Source organism: Pseudomonas sp. S3(2024), assembly GCF_036861315.1.
In the GTDB taxonomy this organism is placed as follows: Bacteria; Pseudomonadota; Gammaproteobacteria; order Pseudomonadales; family Pseudomonadaceae; genus Aquipseudomonas; species Aquipseudomonas putida_A.
Genome location: NZ_JAZAQQ010000006.1, coordinates 230,602 through 249,097 on the forward strand (window position 1 = coordinate 230,602; position 18,496 = coordinate 249,097).

Sequence of the window (18,496 nt, forward strand, 5' to 3'; positions counted from 1 at the left end):
TCGCTCATGGGTTTTTTCGTTTCAGCGACTGCCGTTTTACGCCGGCGCGGAAGTACGGATCAAGTGATCGAACGCGCTGAGGGAAGCCTTGGCACCCTCGCCCACCGCAATCACGATCTGCTTGTACGGCACAGTGGTCACGTCGCCGGCTGCGAAGATCCCCGGGATCGAGGTCTCGCCACGGTTGTCGACGATGATTTCACCACGCGGCGACAGCTCGATGGTGCCTTTGAGCCAGTCGGTGTTCGGCAGCAGACCGATCTGTACGAAAATCCCTTCCAGCTCGACGCTGCGCAGTTCGTCAGTATTGCGATCCTTGTAACGCAAGCCGTTGACCTTCTCGCCATTACCGGTGACTTCAGTGGTTTGCGCACTGGTGATCACGGTGACGTTCGGCAGGCTGTGCAGTTTGCGTTGCAGTACCGCGTCGGCACGCAGTTGCACGTCGAACTCCAGCAGCGTGACGTGAGCAACGATACCGGCCAGGTCGATGGCAGCTTCGACGCCGGAGTTACCGCCGCCGATCACCGCCACACGCTTGCCTTTGAACAGCGGGCCGTCGCAGTGCGGGCAGTACGCCACGCCCTTGTTACGGTATTCCTGCTCGCCCGGCACGTTCATTTCACGCCAGCGCGCACCGGTCGCCAGGATCACGCTCTTGGCTTTCAGGGTTGCACCGCTGGCAAAGTGGACTTCGTGCAGCTCGCCGTTCTTGCCGGGAATCAGCTTGTCGGCGCGTTGCAGGTTCATGATGTCGACGTCGTACTGCTTGACGTGTTCTTCCAGCGCCGTGGCCAGTTTCGGGCCTTCGGTTTCCTGCACGGAAATGAAGTTCTCGATGGCCATGGTGTCGAGCACCTGACCGCCGAAGCGCTCAGCCGCAACACCGGTGCGGATGCCTTTACGGGCGGCATAGATCGCGGCCGACGCACCGGCCGGGCCACCTCCTACTACGAGCACATCAAAGGCTTGTTTGGCGCTGATTTTCTCGGCCTGACGCTCGATGGCGCCGGTATCGAGTTTGGCGAGGATTTCTTCCAGGCCCATGCGACCCTGACCGAAGTTTTCACCATTGAGGTAGATGCTCGGCACCGCCATGATCTTGCGATCGTTGACTTCGTCCTGGAACAGCGCGCCGTCGATGGCGACGTGACGGATGTTCGGGTTCAGCACGGCCATCAGGTTCAACGCCTGGACCACGTCCGGGCAGTTCTGGCACGACAGCGAGAAGTAGGTTTCGAAACTGAACTCACCCTTGAGCGAGCGGATCTGTTCGATCACTTCGGCACTGGCTTTCGATGGGTGGCCGCCGACTTGCAACAGGGCCAGCACCAGCGAGGTGAATTCATGGCCCATCGGGATGCCGGCGAAACGCAGGCTGATGTCGGCACCCGGGCGATTGATCGAGAACGACGGCTTGCGGGCATCGGTGCCGCTGTCGATCAGAGTAATTTGGCTCGAAAGACTGGCAACGTCTTTCAGCAGGTCAAGCATTTCCCGGGATTTCGCACCGTCGTCGAGGGAAGCAACGATCTCGATCGGCTGGGTAACCCGTTCCAGGTACGATTTCAACTGGGCTTTAAGATTGGCGTCCAACATACGGGCGATCTCCTGTGTCTTTATTCGAGGCGAAAAAAAGCCCGAGCGAATCTCGCCCGGGCTTTTTCAATGGGCGGTGCAGCTTACTGAAGTAGGTGCGGAATCCCGCCCTGTGTTGCGTGTCTCACAGACTCAGATCTTGCCGACCAGGTCCAGGGACGGAGCCAGAGTGGCCTCGCCTTCTTTCCATTTGGCTGGGCAAACTTCGCCTGGGTGAGCAGCAACGTACTGAGCAGCCTTGATCTTGCGCAGCAGCTCGGAAGCGTCACGGCCAACGCCGCCATCGTTCAGTTCAACGATTTTGATCTGGCCTTCAGGGTTGATCACGAAGGTGCCACGGTCAGCCAGGCCAGCTTCTTCGATCAGCACGTCGAAGTTGCGGGAGATGACGTGGGTCGGGTCGCCGATCATGGTGTATTCGATTTTGCCGATGGCTGGCGAGGTGTTGTGCCAGGCAGCGTGAGCAAAGTGGGTGTCGGTCGAAACGCTGTAGATTTCCACGCCCAGTTTCTGGAACGCAGCGTAGTTGTCGGCCAGGTCTTCCAGCTCGGTTGGGCACACGAAGGTGAAGTCGGCTGGGTAGAAGAACACTACGGACCATTTGCCTTTCAGGTCAGCGTCCGAGACTTGTACGAAGTCGCCGTTTTTGAATGCGGTAGCTTTGAACGGTTTTACTTGGCTGTTGATGATAGGCATTGATGACTCTCCGTCAGGGTTGTGAATTCGATGGGTGAATCCTACCCACTCACTCGACGGATGGCTCATTGGCAAACCTGATGCTGCTGATTTGTTTTCGCTATTAGCGGACTGTATTAATAGAAGAAAACCATATCTACGACGAAGCCGATTTATCCGTAATCCGGGCCATCCCGTGAAAGGGGCTGGCTTCAACATAGCGCATGGCTGACTTCATATCCTTCCAGCCGACGTAACTCATGAGCGATTTCAGATCCCAGCCGCTTTGATGCGCCCACGTGGCAAAGCCGCGGCGCAGGGAATGGCTAGTGTAACGCTCGGCCGGGATGCCGGCGCGCTCGAGCGCCTGACGCAACAGCGGAATGATGCTGTTGGCGTGCAAGCCCTCCTCGCTCAGATGCCCCCAGCGGTCAACGCCGCGAAACACCGGGCCGCGTACCAGCGCTGCCTCGGTGATCCAGTCGATATAAGCCTGCACCGGGCACAGCTTGAGCAGCGCCGGCGCCTGATACGTCTGCCCGAGGTTGTCGCGGTCGCCCTTGCTGCGCGGCAGGTAGAGGGTGATGCCGCTGCCGGCGTGCGCCTGCACGTGCTCGATCTGCAGACGGCACAACTCGTCACTGCGGAAGCCCCTCCAGAAGCCCAGCAGAATCAGCGCCCGATCGCGATAGGCCTTGAGCAACTGCGGACGATCCTGATTCTGCCTGGCGCTACTGGCTTCCTGCTCCAGCCAGTCGACCACTTGCTGCAGATCGTGCAATTGCAACGGTTCGGCCTGTTTTTCCTGCGCCGGATGCAGTGCGCGAATGCCTTTGAACACTTTGCGCACCACCGGCGCCTTGGTCGGATCGGCAAAACCCTGACTGTTGTGCCACTGCGCCAGCGCTGACAGCCGCAGTTTCAGTGTGTTGATCGACAGCACCCCGGCATGCTCGACCAGATACCGCGCCACGCTGTCGGCGGTCGCTGGCAGGAAGCCGCCCCACCTCACTTCGAAATGCTCGATCGCAGAACGATAGCTGCGGCGGGTGTTGTCACGGGTGGCGGCTTGCAGATAGCGATCGATCTCGCTCATGGGCAGTGTTCTCGCAGGCGTACTGATTGCTGGATGAAAAAACCGATTCAGGGGTCTGACATTGGGTAATACCAGTATATCCCGCCTGTGATTAATCAAGCATTTAACTTTATTTTCAGCGTGGTACACTGCGTACTTTGGTGGCATGTACCACAGTACGTAATGGTAGGAGTTAAAATGGCCCGTGGTGGCGTTAACAAAGCAGTGGTGCAGATCGCGCGCTCAGCGATTCTGGCCCGAGGCGAACACCCCAGCATCGATGCAGTACGCATCGAACTGGGCAACACCGGTTCGAAAACCACGATCCATCGCTATCTGAAAGAGCTGGATGACGGCAGCCAACCGGTCGAAGCGTCCGCGGAACCGATCAATGACGAACTGACCGCACTGGTCTCGCGTCTCGCCCAGCGCCTGAAAGAACAGGCGCAAGAGCCGATCGAACTAGCGCGCGAGCAGTTCGAAGAGCAGCGCGAAACCCTGGAAGCGGAACTCAAGCAGGTGCGCCAGGCACTTGAGCAACTGGAACAACAGCACGACATTCAAGGCGCGGCGCTGGCCAAGGAATCCGAAGCGCTAAAAGAAACCCGCTCGATGCTGCAGACCGAGCAAACCCGCAACGCCGGACTCAATCAGGCGCTGGCTGATTTCGAATTGCGCCTGCAGGACAAGGACGAGCAGATCCGCTCGCTGGAAGAGAAACATCTGCACGCCCGCGATGCTCTGGAGCACTACCGCAACGCCACTAAAGAGCAGCGCGAGCAGGAGCAGGCCCGTCACGAAGGACAGCTGCAGCAGTTGCAGATGGAATTGCGCCAGGCGCAACAAAGTGCACTGGTGCGTCAGGACGAGATCACTCAGTTGCATCGCGATAACGAACGCCTGCTCACGGAAAACCGTGGAACTCAGCGCGAACTGAGCCTGATGCAGGATCAGCTCAAGCACAGCAACCAGCGTCAGGATCAGTTGCTGGAGCAAGCCACTCGCGTCGACAACGAACGCACCCTCCTCCAGGAACGCCTGCGCGTGGCCCTGCTGGAAAGTCAGACGCTGAAACAGGATGCCGACGAACAGCGGCAGCTCAATCAGTCACTGGAGAAGGAACTGACCAAGACTCAGGCCAGCCTCGAAGACAGCTTGCGTCTGGCGGCTACCGTTGCGGCAGCGCCAGACACAGCCAAAGCCAAGGACGCTTAAGCGCCGACCGGCGTTCGCATGGTGACGAATTCTTCGGCGGCCGTCGGGTGCACCCCGATCGTGTCGTCGAAGTCTCGCTTGGTCGCGCCAGCCTTCAGCGCAATCGCCAGACCCTGGACGATCTCCCCCGCGTCCGGGCCGACCATGTGGCAACCGAGGACTTTGTCGGTCTTGCCGTCGACCACCAGTTTCATCAGGGTTTTCTCCTGACATTCGGTCAGGGTCAGCTTCATCGGGCGGAAGCGGCTCTCGTAAATCACCACCTCGTGACCCGCTTCCCGCGCCTCTTCTTCGGTCAAGCCGACAGTGCCGATGTTCGGCAGACTGAACACTGCCGTGGGGATCATCTTGTAATCCACCGGACGATATTGCTCCGGCTTGAACAAGCGCCGCGCCACCGCCATGCCTTCGGCCAGTGCAACTGGCGTCAATTGCACCCGCCCGATCACATCGCCCAGCGCCAGAATCGACGGCTCGCTGGTCTGGTATTGCTCGTCGACCTTGATAAAGCCCTTGTCGGTGAGCTGCACATCGGTGTTTTCCAGCCCCAGGTTGTCCAGCATCGGACGCCGGCCCGTGGCGTAGAACACGCAATCGGCCTCCAGCACGCGGCCATCCTTGAGGGTCGCCTTCAGGCTGCCGTCTGGCTGCTTGTCGATGCGCGCGATGTCGGCGTTGAATTGCAGATCCATGCCGCGCTTGGTCAGTTCTTCCTGCAGATGCTTGCGCACCGAGCCATCGAAACCACGCAGGAACAGATCGCCGCGATACAGCAGCGTGGTGTTCGCGCCGAGGCCATGGAAAATCCCGGCGAACTCGACCGCGATGTAACCACCACCGACCACCAGCACCCGCTTCGGCAGCTCTTTGAGGAAGAACGCCTGATTGGAACTGATCGTGTGTTCGTGCCCCGGAATCTCCGGAATCTGCGGCCAGCCACCCGTGGCAATCAGGATGTTTTTCGCGGTGAAGCGCTCACCGTTGACCTCGACCTCGTGCGGGCCGACGATCTTCGCGTGAGCTTCGTGCAAGGTCACACCGCTGTTGACCAGCAGGTTGCGATAAATGCCGTTGAGGCGATTGATCTCGCGGTCCTTGTTGGCGATCAGGGTCGCCCAGTCGAAATTTGCTTCACCCAGACTCCAGCCGAAACCGGACGACTGTTCGAAGTCTTCGGCGAAATGCGCGCCGTACACCAGCAGTTTCTTCGGCACGCAGCCGACGTTGACGCAGGTACCGCCCAAGTAACGGCTCTCGGCTACCGCCACTTTTGCGCCGAAACCGGCGGCGAAGCGCGCTGCACGTACACCGCCGGAACCGGCACCAATCACATAAAGGTCAAAATCGTAGGCCATTGCTATCTCCTCGGCAGGCCAACAGCATACCCGCCGCCGTCTATTGGGCAAGCGCCGTGAGCAGCTTTTCGCCCGTCTCGGCGAAGTCGGGAAATATCTCCAAATAATAATATTTCTTGTTTGTTACTAAATCGTCGTGCTGCGTCTCGTCTTTGAACCAATGGATTTTTTCCCTCGAAGACAAGGAGTCGGCTGCGATGTTCGCGCCCATTACCCGTTCCATGACCCTGACTGTCGGCTTGTTCAGCATGGCGTTGAGTCCCGATCTGCTGGCTGAAACCGATCCTGAAGCAGCGCCACAATCCGCCGCCCAAGCGCTGGAACTGGACGCCACCAGCGTCAGCGCTGAAGGTCTCGGCGTTAATACCGAAAACACCGAGTCCTACACCACTGGCGCGATGAGCACCGCGACGCGGCTGAACCTGTCGATCAAGGAAACCCCGCAATCGGTGTCCGTGGTCACGCGCCAGCAAATGGATGATTTCAAGCTCGGTACATTGTCCGAAGCCATGCGCCAGACCACCGGCATCGTCGTGCAGCACAACGACTCGGATCGGGTCAGCTATTCGGCGCGGGGTTACCCGATCAACAATTTCCAGATTGATGGGATGCTCAACACCTTCGGGCGCATGAAGTCGGACTCGGACACCATCATCTACGACCGCATCGAAGTGGTACGCGGCGCCACCGGGCTGACCACCGGCGCCGGTGATCCTTCAGCCACCATCAACATGGTGCGCAAGCGCCCGACTGCCCAGTGGCAGGCACTGGCCGGGGTCAGTGGCGGCAGCTACGACAACTACTACAGCTATGTCGATGTCGGCGGGCCGCTGGCCTTCGATGGTCGGCTGCGCGGGCGTACGGTGCTGGCCTATCGCGACAGCCAGTCGTTCCGCGACAAATACGCGCTGCAGCGCGAGGTCGGCTACGGCATTCTCGAAGCTGATCTGACCGACTCCACGGTGCTTGCCGTCGGTTACGACTATCAGGACAAGCAGGTTCAGGGCACCTCCTGGGGCACCGTGCCGTACTGGAACGCCGACGGCAGCAAGGCCGGCCTCGGACGGTCGACCAACATGGCGACATCCTGGAGTTCCTGGCCGCTGAAGGACAAGACCGCGTTCGTTACCCTGGACCAGCAATTGGGTAATGGCTGGAAGCTGAAGGCCGCCTACACCCACCGCGAAAGTGATACCGACGGCAAGGTCTATTACGGCGGCGCCGGTTTTCCTGAAACCGACCGCAGCGGCATGACGGCCTACATGGGGCACATGCTCGGCACACAGAAAATGAGCGTGTACGACTTCAACCTGTCAGGGCCGTACCAGCTGTTCGGCCGCGAACACGAGATGATGTTCGGCTACGGCGAGGCGGAAAACCGCTCGACTTCGCCCTACTCCTTCAACAGTCCCCAAGCCGCCGACTACGGCAAGATCCGCGACTGGAAGTACATGGGTGACATCGGCAAATTCGCCGACACCGTTACCAGCCTGCCGGGCGCGCGAGGCATCACCCGGCAGAAAGCCGGTTATCTCGCGACACGTCTGAGCCTGACCGATGAGCTGCATGCAGTACTCGGCAGCCGCTATGGCAGTTGGGACGAATCCAGCACCGATTACTACTATGATGCGCAGCAAAAACTGACCAGCACCGATGCCACCCATCAACGCCAGAATGATATCTGGACGCCCTACGCCGGCCTGCTTTACGACCTGACGCCGGAGTACACGGTTTACGCCAGCTACACCGACATTTTCAAACCGCAGAGTAAGCGCGACAGCAACCGCAATTACCTCGACCCGGTGATCGGCAGCAACTATGAAGTCGGGCTCAAAGGCAGCCTGCTCGACGAACGCCTGAACCTGGCGACGGCAGTGTTCTGGAGCAAACAGGACAACGTCGCCGAGCGTGACAACTCGGTACCCCCGGACCCGGTGAGCGGCGAGGAGTTTTTCAAGTCCGGCGGCAAGGGTAACAAGGTCAATGGCTTCGAGGCCGAAGTGTCCGGGGAAATTCTCAGCGGCTGGAACATGACCGCCGGCTACACCTACACCCACTCCGTCGACGGCGAAAAACAGCGCAGCAACACCGCTCAACCACTGAACATGCTGCGGCTGTCCACGGCCTATCGCCTGCCGGGCAACTGGCACGCATTGACCGTGGGTGGCGCGGTGAACTGGCAGAGCGACGTCTATGGCGCGGCCAACCGCCCGGTCGGGCGCGGCGCCAACGGCCGGATCATCACCGAACCGGCGCGGATCAACCAGGAGGCCTACACCGTGGTCAAGCTGATGTCGCGCTATGAGTTCGACAGGCATCTGTCGGCGTCGCTGAACGTCGATAACCTGTTCGACAAAAAGTATTACGACAACGTCGGCTTCTACAACGGCGTGTACTGGGGCGATCCGCGCACGGTGACCTTGAGCCTGGACTGGAAGCTCTGACCGGCGCACTCAAACAAGCCCATGTAGTGAGGGGATTCATCCCCGATGGGTCGCGAAGCGGCCCCACTCTCGAGGTGACGCGCAATGCGTCACCAAATCCCGTCGCCACCGCTGTTAACCCCGAGTTAATTCCCCGCCGGGACACTGTGCCCCGAGATCTGCTTCATGGACGAACGGCTCCCACGTTTTTCAGTAGGAGGCACCATGAAAACCACCACCGCCATTCTTGCCGGGCTACTCGCCCTCGGTTCCGCCAGCGCCTTTGCCGAGGGCGGCGCCGAACGCATGCGGCATTACTACGACAACTTCCCGGTCCACCACGCGCCAAGCGAACAGCCGACCGATAGCAAAGCAGCGGAACTGAAGGTTCCGAACGATCAGACCGCGCAAGTCACCGAGTCTTATCGCGACTGATTCACCGAGCAACCGATGGACCTCCGATGGCTCCGCTCTGGCCTCGGAGACGACAGTTGGGCGCCCTGTCCGGGGCGCCTTTTTTTATGCCTGCAGATCCTTGATCCAGAACAGCATACGGCCATGTTCCGGGTCGAACATGCCGGGGGCGAAGCCGAATTTGCGGTAGGAGTTCTGTGCCACCTCGTTGCCTTCGAGCACTTCCAGGGTGATCTTGCAGCAACCGCGCTGACGGCAGATTTCCTCGACCTTGCGCAGCATTTTCTGACTCAAGCCGAGGCCGCGAAATTTGCTCACGACCGCCACGTCATGGACATTGACCAGCGGCTTGCAGGCAAACGTCGAGAAACCTTCAAAGCAGTTCACCAGCCCTGCCGGCTCGCCACCGACGAACGCCAGCACACTGAACGCATGAGGCCTGCGCGCAAGTTCTTCCGGCACGCGACGCAACAGTTCCGGGTCAAGCGAATGGCCGCCGCCCATGGGATCTTCTGCGTAATGATTGAGCACGATGCCGATGGCTTCGGCGTGCAGTGGATTGGTGTAACTGGCTTGCAGCACAAGAATTTCTGCGGAATCCATTTCCATCCCCGATCATGGCCCCGGCGTGCAAAGTGCGCACCTGAAAGGCTGTTCGACCTTACCGCGAGGATGTTGCGGGCCACAACCGGATCTTTTGATTTCCAGGCTTCAGCGCCCCCAGATCAGCTCTTCGGTCCAGCCCAACTCGGCAAAATCCTGAGCACGCAACCCGCTCTCGCCGGCGCAGAAGAACTCATCCAGTTGCGGCGGTTTCACCGTGGTCGCGCTGAGCATCGCGTGCACCTGCCCACGATGATGAATCTGGTGCTCGAACAGGTGCGACAGCATACGCAAGCGACTGTCATGCTGCGGCGTTTCCCGGGCGATGGTGACGATCCGCCCCAGATCGGCATCGCGCAGTTGTTCGCAATAAGCGATCAGTCGACGATCGACGTGCGCCTGCTCTTCACGCAGCGCTGCGGCCTCGGTAAACGGCTCGTCATGGTTGAAAAACACATAGCAATCAGGATGCGGTTCGTCACCACGCAACTCGCGTTCCAGTGCATCGACGTAGAACCAGTCGCACGTCAGGATGTGATTGAGGGTGAGGCGGATACTCGGAAAGAAGCTCGTTCGCGGCGCCGCCAGCTCAGTGGCGTCGAGCTGATTCCAGGCTTTGCCGAGGCGATGATTGGCCCACGCGTTCTGGTAGGCCATGGTCAGTAAATGATGCGACAGCGGTTGGCTCATACTCGCGCCCTCTTCGCTCAGGATTCGGCAAAACGCTGCAACTGCATCTCCTGCAAACGGCTGAGGGTGCGCCGGAACGGGAATTCCAGATAACCCTCGGTGTACAGCGCCTCCATCGGTACCTGGGCCTCAATGTACAGCGGCACCTTACGGTCGTAACACTCGTCGACCAAGGCAATGAAGCGACGCACGCCGTCGTCGTGCACCGACAGTTGCGGCAACTCACGGTCACCGGCCACCACCTGCGCCGAGCCATCCTCGGTGCCGCGAGCGATGCGCCCTTCGCGTTTCTGCGCGCTGAGGTTCGGCACGTCGCTCAACAGAATAGACCGATAGTTGTCGCACAGTGCGATGAAATCCATCGCGGCAAATGGTTGCTCGCAGAGATCGGCATAGCGGCACCAGAGCACCGTCGCACTGGCTTGCACCACGTTCAGCACACGATGGCCGACGGGCACCGGCTCGGCGCTGGCGGGCTGCCCGGCGTTGAGTGACTGGAAGACCTGCTCCAGAGCACTGCCCTGTCCCGGCGCAGCGACAAAATAGCGCTGCTGACCCGCGCCCGGATGCAGGCGATGATCCTCGGCACCGTTCACCGCCACCACTTGCATGTGCGCCTTGATCGCGGCAATCGCCGGGACAAAACGATCACGGTTGAAGCCGTCGGCGTACAGTTCATCCGGCGGCAGGTTGGAGGTGCAGACCACCACCACGCCTTCGTCGAACATCACCTGAAACAGCCGCCCGAGAATGATCGCATCGCCGATGTCGTTGACGAACAGTTCGTCGAAGCACAACACCCGTACTTCCGCCGCCAACTCTTTGGCCAACGCCCGCAACGGATCGGCGATGCCAGTGAGCTGGAACGAGCGCTGGTGCACCCAGCCCATGAAATGATGAAAGTGCTGCCGTCGCGCCGGCACCCGCAGGCTCTGATAGAACTGATCCATCAACCAGGTCTTGCCGCGCCCGACCGGGCCCCACAAATACACGCCAGTGACCGAACGGGCACCGGCGTGCAAGGCTTCATGGCATTTTTGCAAGGCCCAGACCGCATGCTCCTGGGCTTCATCCTGGATGAAACCCTTGTGCTCGATCGCGTGTTGCCAGGCGCTTAAAGGAGAGTCGAAAGTCATGCGCGGCAGTATGCCACGATGTCCCTGAAAAACAGGCGCCCTTTTGTGGGAGCGGGCTTGCTCGCGAAGGCGTCAGGCCAGCCAGCAGCATCGTTGTATGACACACCGCTTTCGTGAGCAAGCCCACTCCCAAACGGGTTCTGTGGGGGGGGCAAAGATCGACTGTATATCTCGCGACCTCAAAACAGCGTGCAGCAACTGCCTGGAATACAACCTCCTGTGGGAGCGGGCTTGCTCGCGAAGGCGTCAGGCCAGCCAACAGCACCGTCGAATGACACACCGCTTTCGTGAGCAAGCCCACTCCCGCATTGGCTTTGTGGGGGGCAAAGATCGACTGTATATCTCGCGACCTCAAAACAGCGTGCAGCAACTGCCTGGAATACAACCTCCTGTGGGAGCGGGCTTGCTCGCGAAGGCGTCAGGCCAGCCAGCAGCATCGTTGAATGACACACCGCTTTCGTGAGCAAGCCCACTCCCACATGGGTTTTGTGGGGGGCAAAGATCGACTGTATATCTCGCGACCTCAAAACAGCGTGCAGCAACTGCCTGGAATACAACCTCCTGTGGGAGCGGGCTTGCTCGCGAAGGCGTCAGGCCAGCCAGCAGCATCGTTGAATGACACACCGCTTTCGTGAGCAAGCCCACTCCCACATGGGTTTTGTGGGGGGCAAAGATCGACTGTATATCTCGCGACCTCAAAACAGCGTGCAGCAACTGCCTGGAATACAACCTCCTGTGGGAGCGGGCTTGCTCGCGAAGGCGTCAAGTCAGCCAACATCACCGTCGAATGACACACCGCTTTCGTGAGCAAGCCCACTCCCGCATTGGCTTTGCGGTGTTTTAAAGGTCAACTTTGTGTCGGGCGGCGTAGAGGCAGAGCATTTCCATCGCCAGGGTTGCCGCTGCCAGTGACGTCACGTCCGCATGGTCATAAGCCGGCGCCACTTCCACCACGTCCATGCCCACCAGATTGATCCCGCGCAAACCGCCGAGGATTTCCAGCGCCTGCGCCGTGCTCAGCCCGCCACACACCGGAGTGCCGGTGCCCGGGGCAAAGGCCGGATCCAGGCAATCGATATCAAACGTCAGGTACACCGGGTGATCGCCGACCCGTGCGCGAATCGCCTCGACAATCGCCTCGCAGCCACGCCGATGCACCTGGCGGGCGTCGAGCACGGCAAAGCCCTGATGGTCGTCATTGGTGGTGCGCAACCCGATCTGCACCGAACGCGCCGGATCCACCAGCCCTTCCCTGGCCGCGTGCCAGAACATGGTGCCGTGATCGACGCGCTTGCCGCCCTCGTCCGGCCAGGTGTCGCTGTGCGCATCGAAGTGAATCAGCGACAGCGCGCCGTGTTTGCGCGCATGGGCCTTGAGCAGCGGATAGGTGATGAAGTGGTCGCCGCCAAACGTCAGCATCGCGCTGCCGGCATCAAGAATACGCTCGGCGTGGGCCTCGATGGTTTCCGGGATGGTGTGCGGCGAGCCGTAATCGAAGTCGCAATCGCCGTAGTCGATCACCGCCAGATGATCGAACGGGTCGAACGCCCACGGCCAGTGCCGTTCCCAGGCGATCCCGGTGGATGCGGCGCGAATCCCCCTTGGCCCGAAGCGTGCGCCCGGGCGGTTGCTGGTGGCGGTGTCGAACGGAACCCCGCTGACCGCCACGTCGACGCCGCGCAAATCACGGCTGTAGCGACGACGCATGAAACTGGTGATCCCGGCGTAGGTGCTTTCGGCACTCGTGCCGTACAGGCTGTCGCGGGTCATGGCTTGGTCATTGAGCATCGGCACGTCCATCGGTGTGCTCCTTTTGTTATTGATGGCTACGGAAAGTGGTCCACAGACGCGTGTGCTGACGCATGTCCTTGAGGCTCATGCTGCGGTCGGCGTACAGGCGTTCGCGCATTTCGGCGGGCGGATAGATGTCCGGATCGTTGCGCACCGCCTCATCCACCAGCGGCGTTGCAGCCTGATTGGCGGTGGCGAAAAACAGCGTATTGGTCAGCTCGGCCACCGACTCGGGGCGCAGCATGAATTCGATGAACGCCCGCGCCGCCTGCGGGTTCGGCGCGTCCTTGGGAATCGCCAGGTTGTCCTGCCAGATCAACGTGCCTTGGCGCGGAATCCGGTAGGCGACTTCGTAGGCTTTGTTGGCCTTATGCGCCTGATCGGCGGCCATGCTCACGTCGCCGTTGTAGGTCAGCGCCAGACAGACACTGCCATTGGCCAGATCGTTGATCTGCCGGCCGGTGGCGACATACAGCACCGACGGCTGGAGTTTCTGCAACAAGGCTTCGGCAGCGGCCAGATCATGCTTGTCGGTGCTGTAGGGATCCTTGCCGAGGTAATGCAGCGCCAGACCGATGACTTCCTGCGGCGAGTCGAGCACGGCAATCCCGCAGTCCTTGAGCTTGCTGGCGTACTCGGGTTTGAACAGCAGATCGAGGCTGTTCAGCGGCACGTTCGGCAAGCGCTTTTTCACCGCCTCGACGTTCAGCCCCAACCCGAGTGTGCCCCAGGTATAAGGCACGGCGTAGCGATTGCCGGGATCGACGGCGGCGAGTTTTTCCAGCAGATCGGGATCAAGGTTGGCGTAGCCCTTGAGGCCTTGATGCGGGATTTCCTTCAACGCGCCCGCTGCCAAACCCCGGGCCAGCACGCTGGACGACGGCACCACCACGTCATAACCGCTGCCACCGGTCAGCAGTTTGGTTTCCAGCACCTCGGAAGTATCGAAGGTGTCGTAGCGCACATGAATACCGGTTTCCTGCTCGAAACGCTGCAGCGTCTGCGCCGGCACGTAATCGGCCCAGCTGTAGAGATTGAGGGTTTTATCCTCGGCCTGTGCCTGGATGACCACGGACAACAACAGCGCGGGAAAACACAGCTTGAACACGGGAGCCATGACGAACACCTGACCGGAGGAAGTGGTGGCAGGATGCGCCGTCGGATACATTGCAGAAATATCAAGTTTGTTAACCTGACTTTATCCCGGAGTAATGTAATGCTCGGTCAGCTTCACGACATCGATTTGCAGTTGTTGCGCCTGTTTGTGCGAGTCGTGGAATGTGGCGGCTTCAGCGCGGCGCAAGGTGAGCTGGGCCTGAGCCAGTCCAGCATCAGCCAGCAAATGGCCAAACTGGAAACCCGTCTCGGCTATCGCCTGTGCAGCCGCGGCAAAGGCGGTTTCAACGTCACGCCCAAGGGTGAGCAACTGCTGATCGCCATTCGCGCCCTGTTCCAATCCATCGAGACGTTCCGGCATCAATCCAACGGCGTTGCCGGACGGTTGATCGGTGAGGTGCGGCTGGGATTGTCCGAGGCGGTTGATCAGTCGGTGCTGCTGCGGGTGGCGGATGCGATCAGGCGCTTTCGCGAGCGCGATGAGTCGGTGCGCATCGAGTTGATCAGCGCGATGCCCGGCGAGATGGAGCGCCTGCTGCTGCAACAGCGGCTGGACTTGGCCATTGGTTATTTCTCCCAGGTGCAGAGCGCGTTCGATTACCGCGAACTGTTCCGGGAAACCCAGCATTTGTATTGCGCGCAGGGGCATCCGCTGTTCAGCGTCGATGCGCCGGATGACGCGGCGTTGCAGGCCTGCGACCGGGTGGATCATCCGTATCGATTCATGCGCACGGGCGAGCCGTTCCCGGACAAGCGCTTTTCTGCGCGTTCGGAGCAGGTCGAAGGCACCCTCGCCTTCATTCTTTCCGGCAAGCATGTCGATTATCTGCCCGATCACTACGCGCGGGTCTGGGAGGACGAGGGCTTGCTACGCGCGCTGCGGCCTGGGGCATTGAGTTTCGAAGTGGCGTTTCATCTGGCCCGGCATCGTGCTCAGGTGCCGGGGGATGCGCAGAAGGCGTTTGAAGAGGATTTGCTCAGCGCGTTTACATGACTTCTAAGCTTTTGTGGCGAGGGAGCTTGCTCCCGCTGGGGTGCGAAGCAGCCCTCCGCATTATCCAGTCAATAGTGTTTTACGACTGCTACGCAGCCGAACGGGAGCAAGCTCCCTCGCCACAACAATGTGTGGCAGGGTGCGCGGATTACCGCCAACACCAATAAAACCTGACCTTTCAGGCAATTTTTGCTCGTTGCCCTCGCCGCCCTCTTCCGGCATCCTGCGCCTCCATTTTCTGACCCGGCCCCGCCTCGCGGCGCGCAAACACCATGACCGCCTCTGAAAAAGTCCCGCGCAACAACGATCTGATCTACGGCCTCAACGACCGTCCGCACCTGACTGCAACCGTCTTCGCCGCGCTGCAACACGTGCTCGCGAGCTTCGTCGGCATCATCACCCCGACCCTGATCATGGGCGGCGCCCTCGGTCTGCAAAGTGAAATTCCGTACCTGATCAGCATGGCGCTGTTCGTCTCCGGCCTGGGCACATTCGTCCAAGCCAAGCGTTTCGGCCCGGTCGGTTCCGGTCTGTTGTGCCTGCAAGGCACCAGTTTTTCCTTTATCAGCGTGATTCTCAGCGCCGGGTTCATGGTCAAGGCCCGGGGCGGCGGCACCGATGAAATCCTCTCGACGATTTTCGGCGTGTGTTTTTTCGCCGCGTTCATTGAAGTGGTGCTGAGCCAGTTCATCGGCAAACTGCGGATGCTGATCACTCCGGTGGTCACCGGCACCATCATCACCCTGATGGGCCTGTCGCTGATCAAAGTGGCGATGACCGACATTGCCGGCGGCTTCGGCGCACCCGATCTGGGCGCCGCCAGCCATGTGTTTCTGGCCGCGCTGGTGATCGGCACTATCGTTGTGCTGAACCGCGTCGACGTGCCGTTTCTGCGCCTGGGCGCGATCGTCATCGGCCTGACCCTCGGCTACGTGGTCGCCTGGCTGATGGGCACGGTGGATTTCGCCTCGATGCCCGAAGTGCCGCTGGTCAGCGTGCCGGTGCCGTTCAAGTACGGCTTCAATTTCGACTGGGTGGCGTTCGTGCCGGTGGCGGTGATCTTCCTGGTTTCGCCGCTGGAAGCGGCCGGTGACCTGACCGCCAACTCGATGATCTCGCGGCAACCGGTCAAGGGTCCGCTGTACATCCGCCGAATCAAATCCGGTCTGCTCGCCGATGGCCTCAACTCGGCGATGGCAGCGGTGTTCAACAGCATGCCGATGGTCACGTTCGCGCAGAATAACGGCGTGATCCAGTTGACTGGCGTGGCCAGCCGCTACGTGGCGTTTTTCATCGCCGGCCTGCTGGTGCTGCTGGGGCTGTTCCCGATGATCGGCGCGGTGCTGCAACTGATGCCTAAACCGGTGCTCGGCGGCGCTGAACTGGTGATGTTCGGCACCGTGGCCGTGGCCGGGATCAAGATCCTCGCCGAGGCCGGCCTGCATCGGCGCAACATGTTAATCGTGGCGATCTCGGTGGGCATGGGCCTGGGCATTGCCGCCGTGCCGGAAGTGCTGCGCGAGTTGCCGCAAGCGCTGCGTAACATCTTCGAATCGCCGATCACCGTCGGTGCGTTGTGCGCTATCGTGCTGAATATCTTCCTGCCGGAAGAATTCATTGAGCTGGAAGAAGACGATTTCGATCCGGAAGCGTCGATTCTGCAGGTCATGGAAAACCCCGATCTGCCGGCCAAAGCTGAACCTGCAACGGCAGCGGCGGTCGCACAGTTGAACCGCTGACGCTGCGCCATGAAAAAAGGGCTGAGCCGGCAACGGTTCAGCCCTTTTTCGTTGAGAGACTGTTTATGCGCCGCGTCCACGCCGTCATCCTGTCCCTGCTGCTGTTGTCCCTGAGCGCCTGCGCGCTGTTTCCCAACCGCGATCCGGTGAACATCAACGTGGTCGGCCTCGAACCGTTGCCGAGCCAGGATCTGGAAGTGCGTTTCGCGATCAAGTTGCGGGTGCAGAACCCCAATGAGACTGCCATCGATTACAACGGCATCGCCCTGGATCTGGAGGTCAATGGCCGTCCACTGGCCTCGGGCGTCAGCGATCAGGTCGGCTCGATCCCGCGCTTCTCGGAAACCGTGGTCAGCGTGCCGGTCAGCGTTTCCGCGTTCTCGGTACTGCGCCAGACCCTCGGCCTGAGCCAGACACAAACCCTCGACAACCTGCCCTACGTGCTGCGCGGCAAACTCGCGGGCGGCGTGTTCGGCACCATGCGATTTGTCGACAGCGGCAAGCTGAGTTTGCCGAAGGCCACTGCTGCGACGTGGTAACCCACTAAACACACAAGTCTCCTGTAGGAGTGAGCCTGCTCGCGATAGCGTCACGTCAGTCAATAAAGGGGTTGGCTGATCAGACGCCATCGCGAGCAGGCTCACTCCTACAGGTTATGTGTCAGTCCTGAGGTTATGCGGTGAAGCGTACGCCGGGTTTGGCCCGCTCATCGACACTCAGCTCAAACACATCCGGCCGCGCATAGTGGCCGACCACGTCATAGTCGTACCGCGCCCGCACCAGCTCATCAGTATCGATCTCAGCCGTCAGCAACCCGGCCTCGCCACGCAACGGCCCCGCCAACACATCGCCCATCGGCCCGACAATCACACTGCCGCCGGCAATCAGCGGCCGATCCGCCGGCCAGTTGGCAATTTCCACGCCCAGCTCGTTCGGCGAGGCCTGCACCTGACAGGCGCTGACCACAAAGCAACGGCCCTCGTGGGCGATGTGACGCATGCTGACCTGCCACATCTCGCGCTCGTCCACGGTCGGCGCGCACCAGACTTCAATGCCTTTGGCGTACATCGCCGTGCGCAGCAGCGGCATCATGTTTTCCCAGCACACCACCGCGCCAAGTTTGCCGACCTGTGTGTCGAGCACCGGCAGCGTCGAGCCATCACCCTTGCCCCAGATCAGCCGTTCGGTGCCGGTCGGCATCAGTTTGCGATGCTTGGCCACCAGCCCCGCCTGCGGATCGAAATACAGCGCCGTGCAATACAACGTGCTGCCGGCACGCTCGATTACGCCGATCACCAGATTGGCCCCGGTGCGCGCCGACAAACCGGCCAGTGCCTCGGTTTCTGCCCCCGGCACGTCAATGGCGTTGGCGAAGTAGCGGGCGTAGGCCTCACGCCCCTCGGGCAAGCGATAGCCCAACTGCGTGCCGAAGCCCTCACCTTTCGGATAGCCACCGAGCAACGCTTCTGGCATCACCACCAGTGCCGCGCCGGACTCGCTGATCGCGTCCTCCCAGCTCAGGATCTGTTCCAGAGTTTCACCCTTGCCACCGGGCAAGGCGCCGATCTGCAGGGCGGCGACGATTGATTTGGGCATTGCGGTCACTCCATCGGGTTCAAGTGTTGCCGATTCTGCGGCGGCGCGGGATCATGAATAAAGACCGACTCACTG

17 protein-coding genes are annotated in these 18,496 nt (G+C 60.6%); 6 read left to right on the forward strand and 11 right to left on the reverse strand.

Features of this window, described 5'->3' with window-relative positions:
* Positions 1-36: 36 nt before the first annotated feature.
* The 3 genes from ahpF to VLA07_RS17535 form a co-directional block, all read right to left on the reverse strand.
* On the reverse strand, positions 37-1,599 hold the full coding sequence (gene ahpF / locus VLA07_RS17525) for an alkyl hydroperoxide reductase subunit F (protein WP_027612006.1): 1,563 nt from the start codon (positions 1,597-1,599) through the stop codon (positions 37-39).
* Between the two features lie 132 nt (positions 1,600-1,731).
* Positions 1,732-2,295, reverse strand: coding sequence for an alkyl hydroperoxide reductase subunit C (gene ahpC, locus VLA07_RS17530; protein ID WP_003224621.1), 564 nt, complete (start codon positions 2,293-2,295; stop codon positions 1,732-1,734).
* A 136-nt stretch (positions 2,296-2,431) separates the two neighbouring features.
* A complete protein-coding gene (locus VLA07_RS17535; RefSeq protein ID WP_333989960.1) occupies positions 2,432-3,370 on the reverse strand; it encodes a site-specific integrase in 939 nt (312 codons plus the stop codon).
* Between the two features lie 177 nt (positions 3,371-3,547).
* Here VLA07_RS17535 and VLA07_RS17540 point away from each other — a divergent pair, with 177 nt between their 5' ends.
* Positions 3,548-4,564, forward strand: coding sequence for a DNA-binding protein (locus VLA07_RS17540; RefSeq protein ID WP_027612008.1), 1,017 nt, complete (start codon positions 3,548-3,550; stop codon positions 4,562-4,564).
* Here the strand turns inward: VLA07_RS17540 and gorA are convergent.
* Together gorA and VLA07_RS17550 are read right to left on the reverse strand one after the other, a co-directional pair.
* The gene (gene gorA, locus VLA07_RS17545; protein WP_333989963.1) at positions 4,561-5,919 is read right to left on the reverse strand and encodes a glutathione-disulfide reductase; all 1,359 of its coding nucleotides are present in this window, start codon (positions 5,917-5,919) and stop codon (positions 4,561-4,563) included. The genes VLA07_RS17540 and gorA overlap by 4 nt on opposite strands.
* Before the next feature lie 40 nt (positions 5,920-5,959).
* The gene (locus VLA07_RS17550) at positions 5,960-6,130 is read right to left on the reverse strand and encodes a GPO family capsid scaffolding protein (protein ID WP_143503118.1); all 171 of its coding nucleotides are present in this window, start codon (positions 6,128-6,130) and stop codon (positions 5,960-5,962) included.
* On the opposite strand from VLA07_RS17550, the gene VLA07_RS17555 reads away from it, so the two are divergent.
* Positions 6,117-8,363 carry a TonB-dependent siderophore receptor gene (locus tag VLA07_RS17555; protein WP_333989966.1) on the forward strand — a complete coding sequence of 749 codons (2,247 nt, stop codon included), beginning with the start codon at positions 6,117-6,119 and terminating at the stop codon, positions 8,361-8,363. The genes VLA07_RS17550 and VLA07_RS17555 overlap by 14 nt on opposite strands.
* A gap of 204 nt (positions 8,364-8,567) precedes the next feature.
* Positions 8,568-8,777 carry a hypothetical protein gene (locus VLA07_RS17560; RefSeq protein ID WP_097089648.1) on the forward strand — a complete coding sequence of 70 codons (210 nt, stop codon included), beginning with the start codon at positions 8,568-8,570 and terminating at the stop codon, positions 8,775-8,777.
* Positions 8,778-8,861: 84 nt separating this feature from the next.
* Here the strand turns inward: VLA07_RS17560 and VLA07_RS17565 are convergent, their stop codons facing one another.
* The 5 genes from VLA07_RS17565 to VLA07_RS17585 all read right to left on the reverse strand — a co-directional run bounded on the left by VLA07_RS17565 (position 8,862) and on the right by VLA07_RS17585 (position 14,093).
* On the reverse strand, positions 8,862-9,359 hold the full coding sequence (locus VLA07_RS17565; RefSeq protein ID WP_098968408.1) for a GNAT family N-acetyltransferase: 498 nt from the start codon (positions 9,357-9,359) through the stop codon (positions 8,862-8,864).
* A gap of 108 nt (positions 9,360-9,467) precedes the next feature.
* Positions 9,468-10,049, reverse strand: coding sequence for a DinB family protein (locus VLA07_RS17570; RefSeq protein ID WP_098963951.1), 582 nt, complete (start codon positions 10,047-10,049; stop codon positions 9,468-9,470).
* Positions 10,050-10,066: 17 nt separating this feature from the next.
* Positions 10,067-11,185, reverse strand: a complete 1,119-nt coding sequence (gene zapE, locus VLA07_RS17575; RefSeq protein ID WP_333989970.1) for a cell division protein ZapE — start codon at positions 11,183-11,185, stop codon at positions 10,067-10,069.
* 840 nt (positions 11,186-12,025) lie between these two features.
* Complete coding sequence (gene speB, locus VLA07_RS17580) at positions 12,026-12,985, reverse strand: agmatinase (protein ID WP_333989972.1); 960 nt, start codon at positions 12,983-12,985, stop codon at positions 12,026-12,028.
* Between the two features lie 16 nt (positions 12,986-13,001).
* On the reverse strand, positions 13,002-14,093 hold the full coding sequence (locus VLA07_RS17585; RefSeq protein ID WP_333989974.1) for a polyamine ABC transporter substrate-binding protein: 1,092 nt from the start codon (positions 14,091-14,093) through the stop codon (positions 13,002-13,004).
* 99 nt (positions 14,094-14,192) lie between these two features.
* On the opposite strand from VLA07_RS17585, the gene VLA07_RS17590 reads away from it, so the two are divergent.
* The 3 genes from VLA07_RS17590 to VLA07_RS17600 all read left to right on the forward strand — a co-directional run bounded on the left by VLA07_RS17590 (position 14,193) and on the right by VLA07_RS17600 (position 17,364).
* Entirely contained in the window at positions 14,193-15,086 is an 894-nt protein-coding gene (locus VLA07_RS17590) for a LysR family transcriptional regulator (protein WP_333989977.1), read from the forward strand.
* A 272-nt stretch (positions 15,087-15,358) separates the two neighbouring features.
* The gene (locus tag VLA07_RS17595; RefSeq protein ID WP_027612018.1) at positions 15,359-16,825 is read left to right on the forward strand and encodes a nucleobase:cation symporter-2 family protein; all 1,467 of its coding nucleotides are present in this window, start codon (positions 15,359-15,361) and stop codon (positions 16,823-16,825) included.
* Positions 16,826-16,890: 65 nt separating this feature from the next.
* Positions 16,891-17,364 (forward strand): LEA type 2 family protein, encoded by a 474-nt coding sequence (locus VLA07_RS17600; RefSeq protein ID WP_007966053.1) that lies wholly within the window; start codon positions 16,891-16,893, stop codon positions 17,362-17,364.
* 133 nt (positions 17,365-17,497) lie between these two features.
* On the opposite strand, the gene VLA07_RS17605 is transcribed toward VLA07_RS17600, so the two are convergent.
* The gene (locus VLA07_RS17605; protein WP_097089638.1) at positions 17,498-18,421 is read right to left on the reverse strand and encodes a carbon-nitrogen hydrolase family protein; all 924 of its coding nucleotides are present in this window, start codon (positions 18,419-18,421) and stop codon (positions 17,498-17,500) included.
* Between the last annotated feature and the right edge of the window lie 75 nt (positions 18,422-18,496).

Bases quoted from the DNA above. Each gene is read 5' to 3' on its own strand.
- ahpF (WP_027612006.1), bottom strand. From the start codon at position 1,599: ATGTTGGACGCCAATCTTAAAGCCCAGTTGAAATCGTACCTGGAACGG.
- ahpC (WP_003224621.1), bottom strand. From the start codon at position 2,295: ATGCCTATCATCAACAGCCAAGTAAAACCGTTCAAAGCTACCGCATTC.
- VLA07_RS17535 (WP_333989960.1), bottom strand. From the start codon at position 3,370: ATGAGCGAGATCGATCGCTATCTGCAAGCCGCCACCCGTGACAACACC.
- VLA07_RS17540 (WP_027612008.1), top strand. From the start codon at position 3,548: ATGGCCCGTGGTGGCGTTAACAAAGCAGTGGTGCAGATCGCGCGCTCA.
- gorA (WP_333989963.1), bottom strand. From the start codon at position 5,919: ATGGCCTACGATTTTGACCTTTATGTGATTGGTGCCGGTTCCGGCGGT.
- VLA07_RS17555 (WP_333989966.1), top strand. From the start codon at position 6,117: ATGTTCGCGCCCATTACCCGTTCCATGACCCTGACTGTCGGCTTGTTC.
- VLA07_RS17550 (WP_143503118.1), bottom strand. From the start codon at position 6,130: ATGGGCGCGAACATCGCAGCCGACTCCTTGTCTTCGAGGGAAAAAATC.
- VLA07_RS17560 (WP_097089648.1), top strand. From the start codon at position 8,568: ATGAAAACCACCACCGCCATTCTTGCCGGGCTACTCGCCCTCGGTTCC.
- VLA07_RS17565 (WP_098968408.1), bottom strand. From the start codon at position 9,359: ATGGATTCCGCAGAAATTCTTGTGCTGCAAGCCAGTTACACCAATCCA.
- VLA07_RS17570 (WP_098963951.1), bottom strand. From the start codon at position 10,049: ATGAGCCAACCGCTGTCGCATCATTTACTGACCATGGCCTACCAGAAC.
- zapE (WP_333989970.1), bottom strand. From the start codon at position 11,185: ATGACTTTCGACTCTCCTTTAAGCGCCTGGCAACACGCGATCGAGCAC.
- speB (WP_333989972.1), bottom strand. From the start codon at position 12,985: ATGGACGTGCCGATGCTCAATGACCAAGCCATGACCCGCGACAGCCTG.
- VLA07_RS17585 (WP_333989974.1), bottom strand. From the start codon at position 14,093: ATGGCTCCCGTGTTCAAGCTGTGTTTTCCCGCGCTGTTGTTGTCCGTG.
- VLA07_RS17590 (WP_333989977.1), top strand. From the start codon at position 14,193: ATGCTCGGTCAGCTTCACGACATCGATTTGCAGTTGTTGCGCCTGTTT.
- VLA07_RS17595 (WP_027612018.1), top strand. From the start codon at position 15,359: ATGACCGCCTCTGAAAAAGTCCCGCGCAACAACGATCTGATCTACGGC.
- VLA07_RS17600 (WP_007966053.1), top strand. From the start codon at position 16,891: ATGCGCCGCGTCCACGCCGTCATCCTGTCCCTGCTGCTGTTGTCCCTG.
- VLA07_RS17605 (WP_097089638.1), bottom strand. From the start codon at position 18,421: ATGCCCAAATCAATCGTCGCCGCCCTGCAGATCGGCGCCTTGCCCGGT.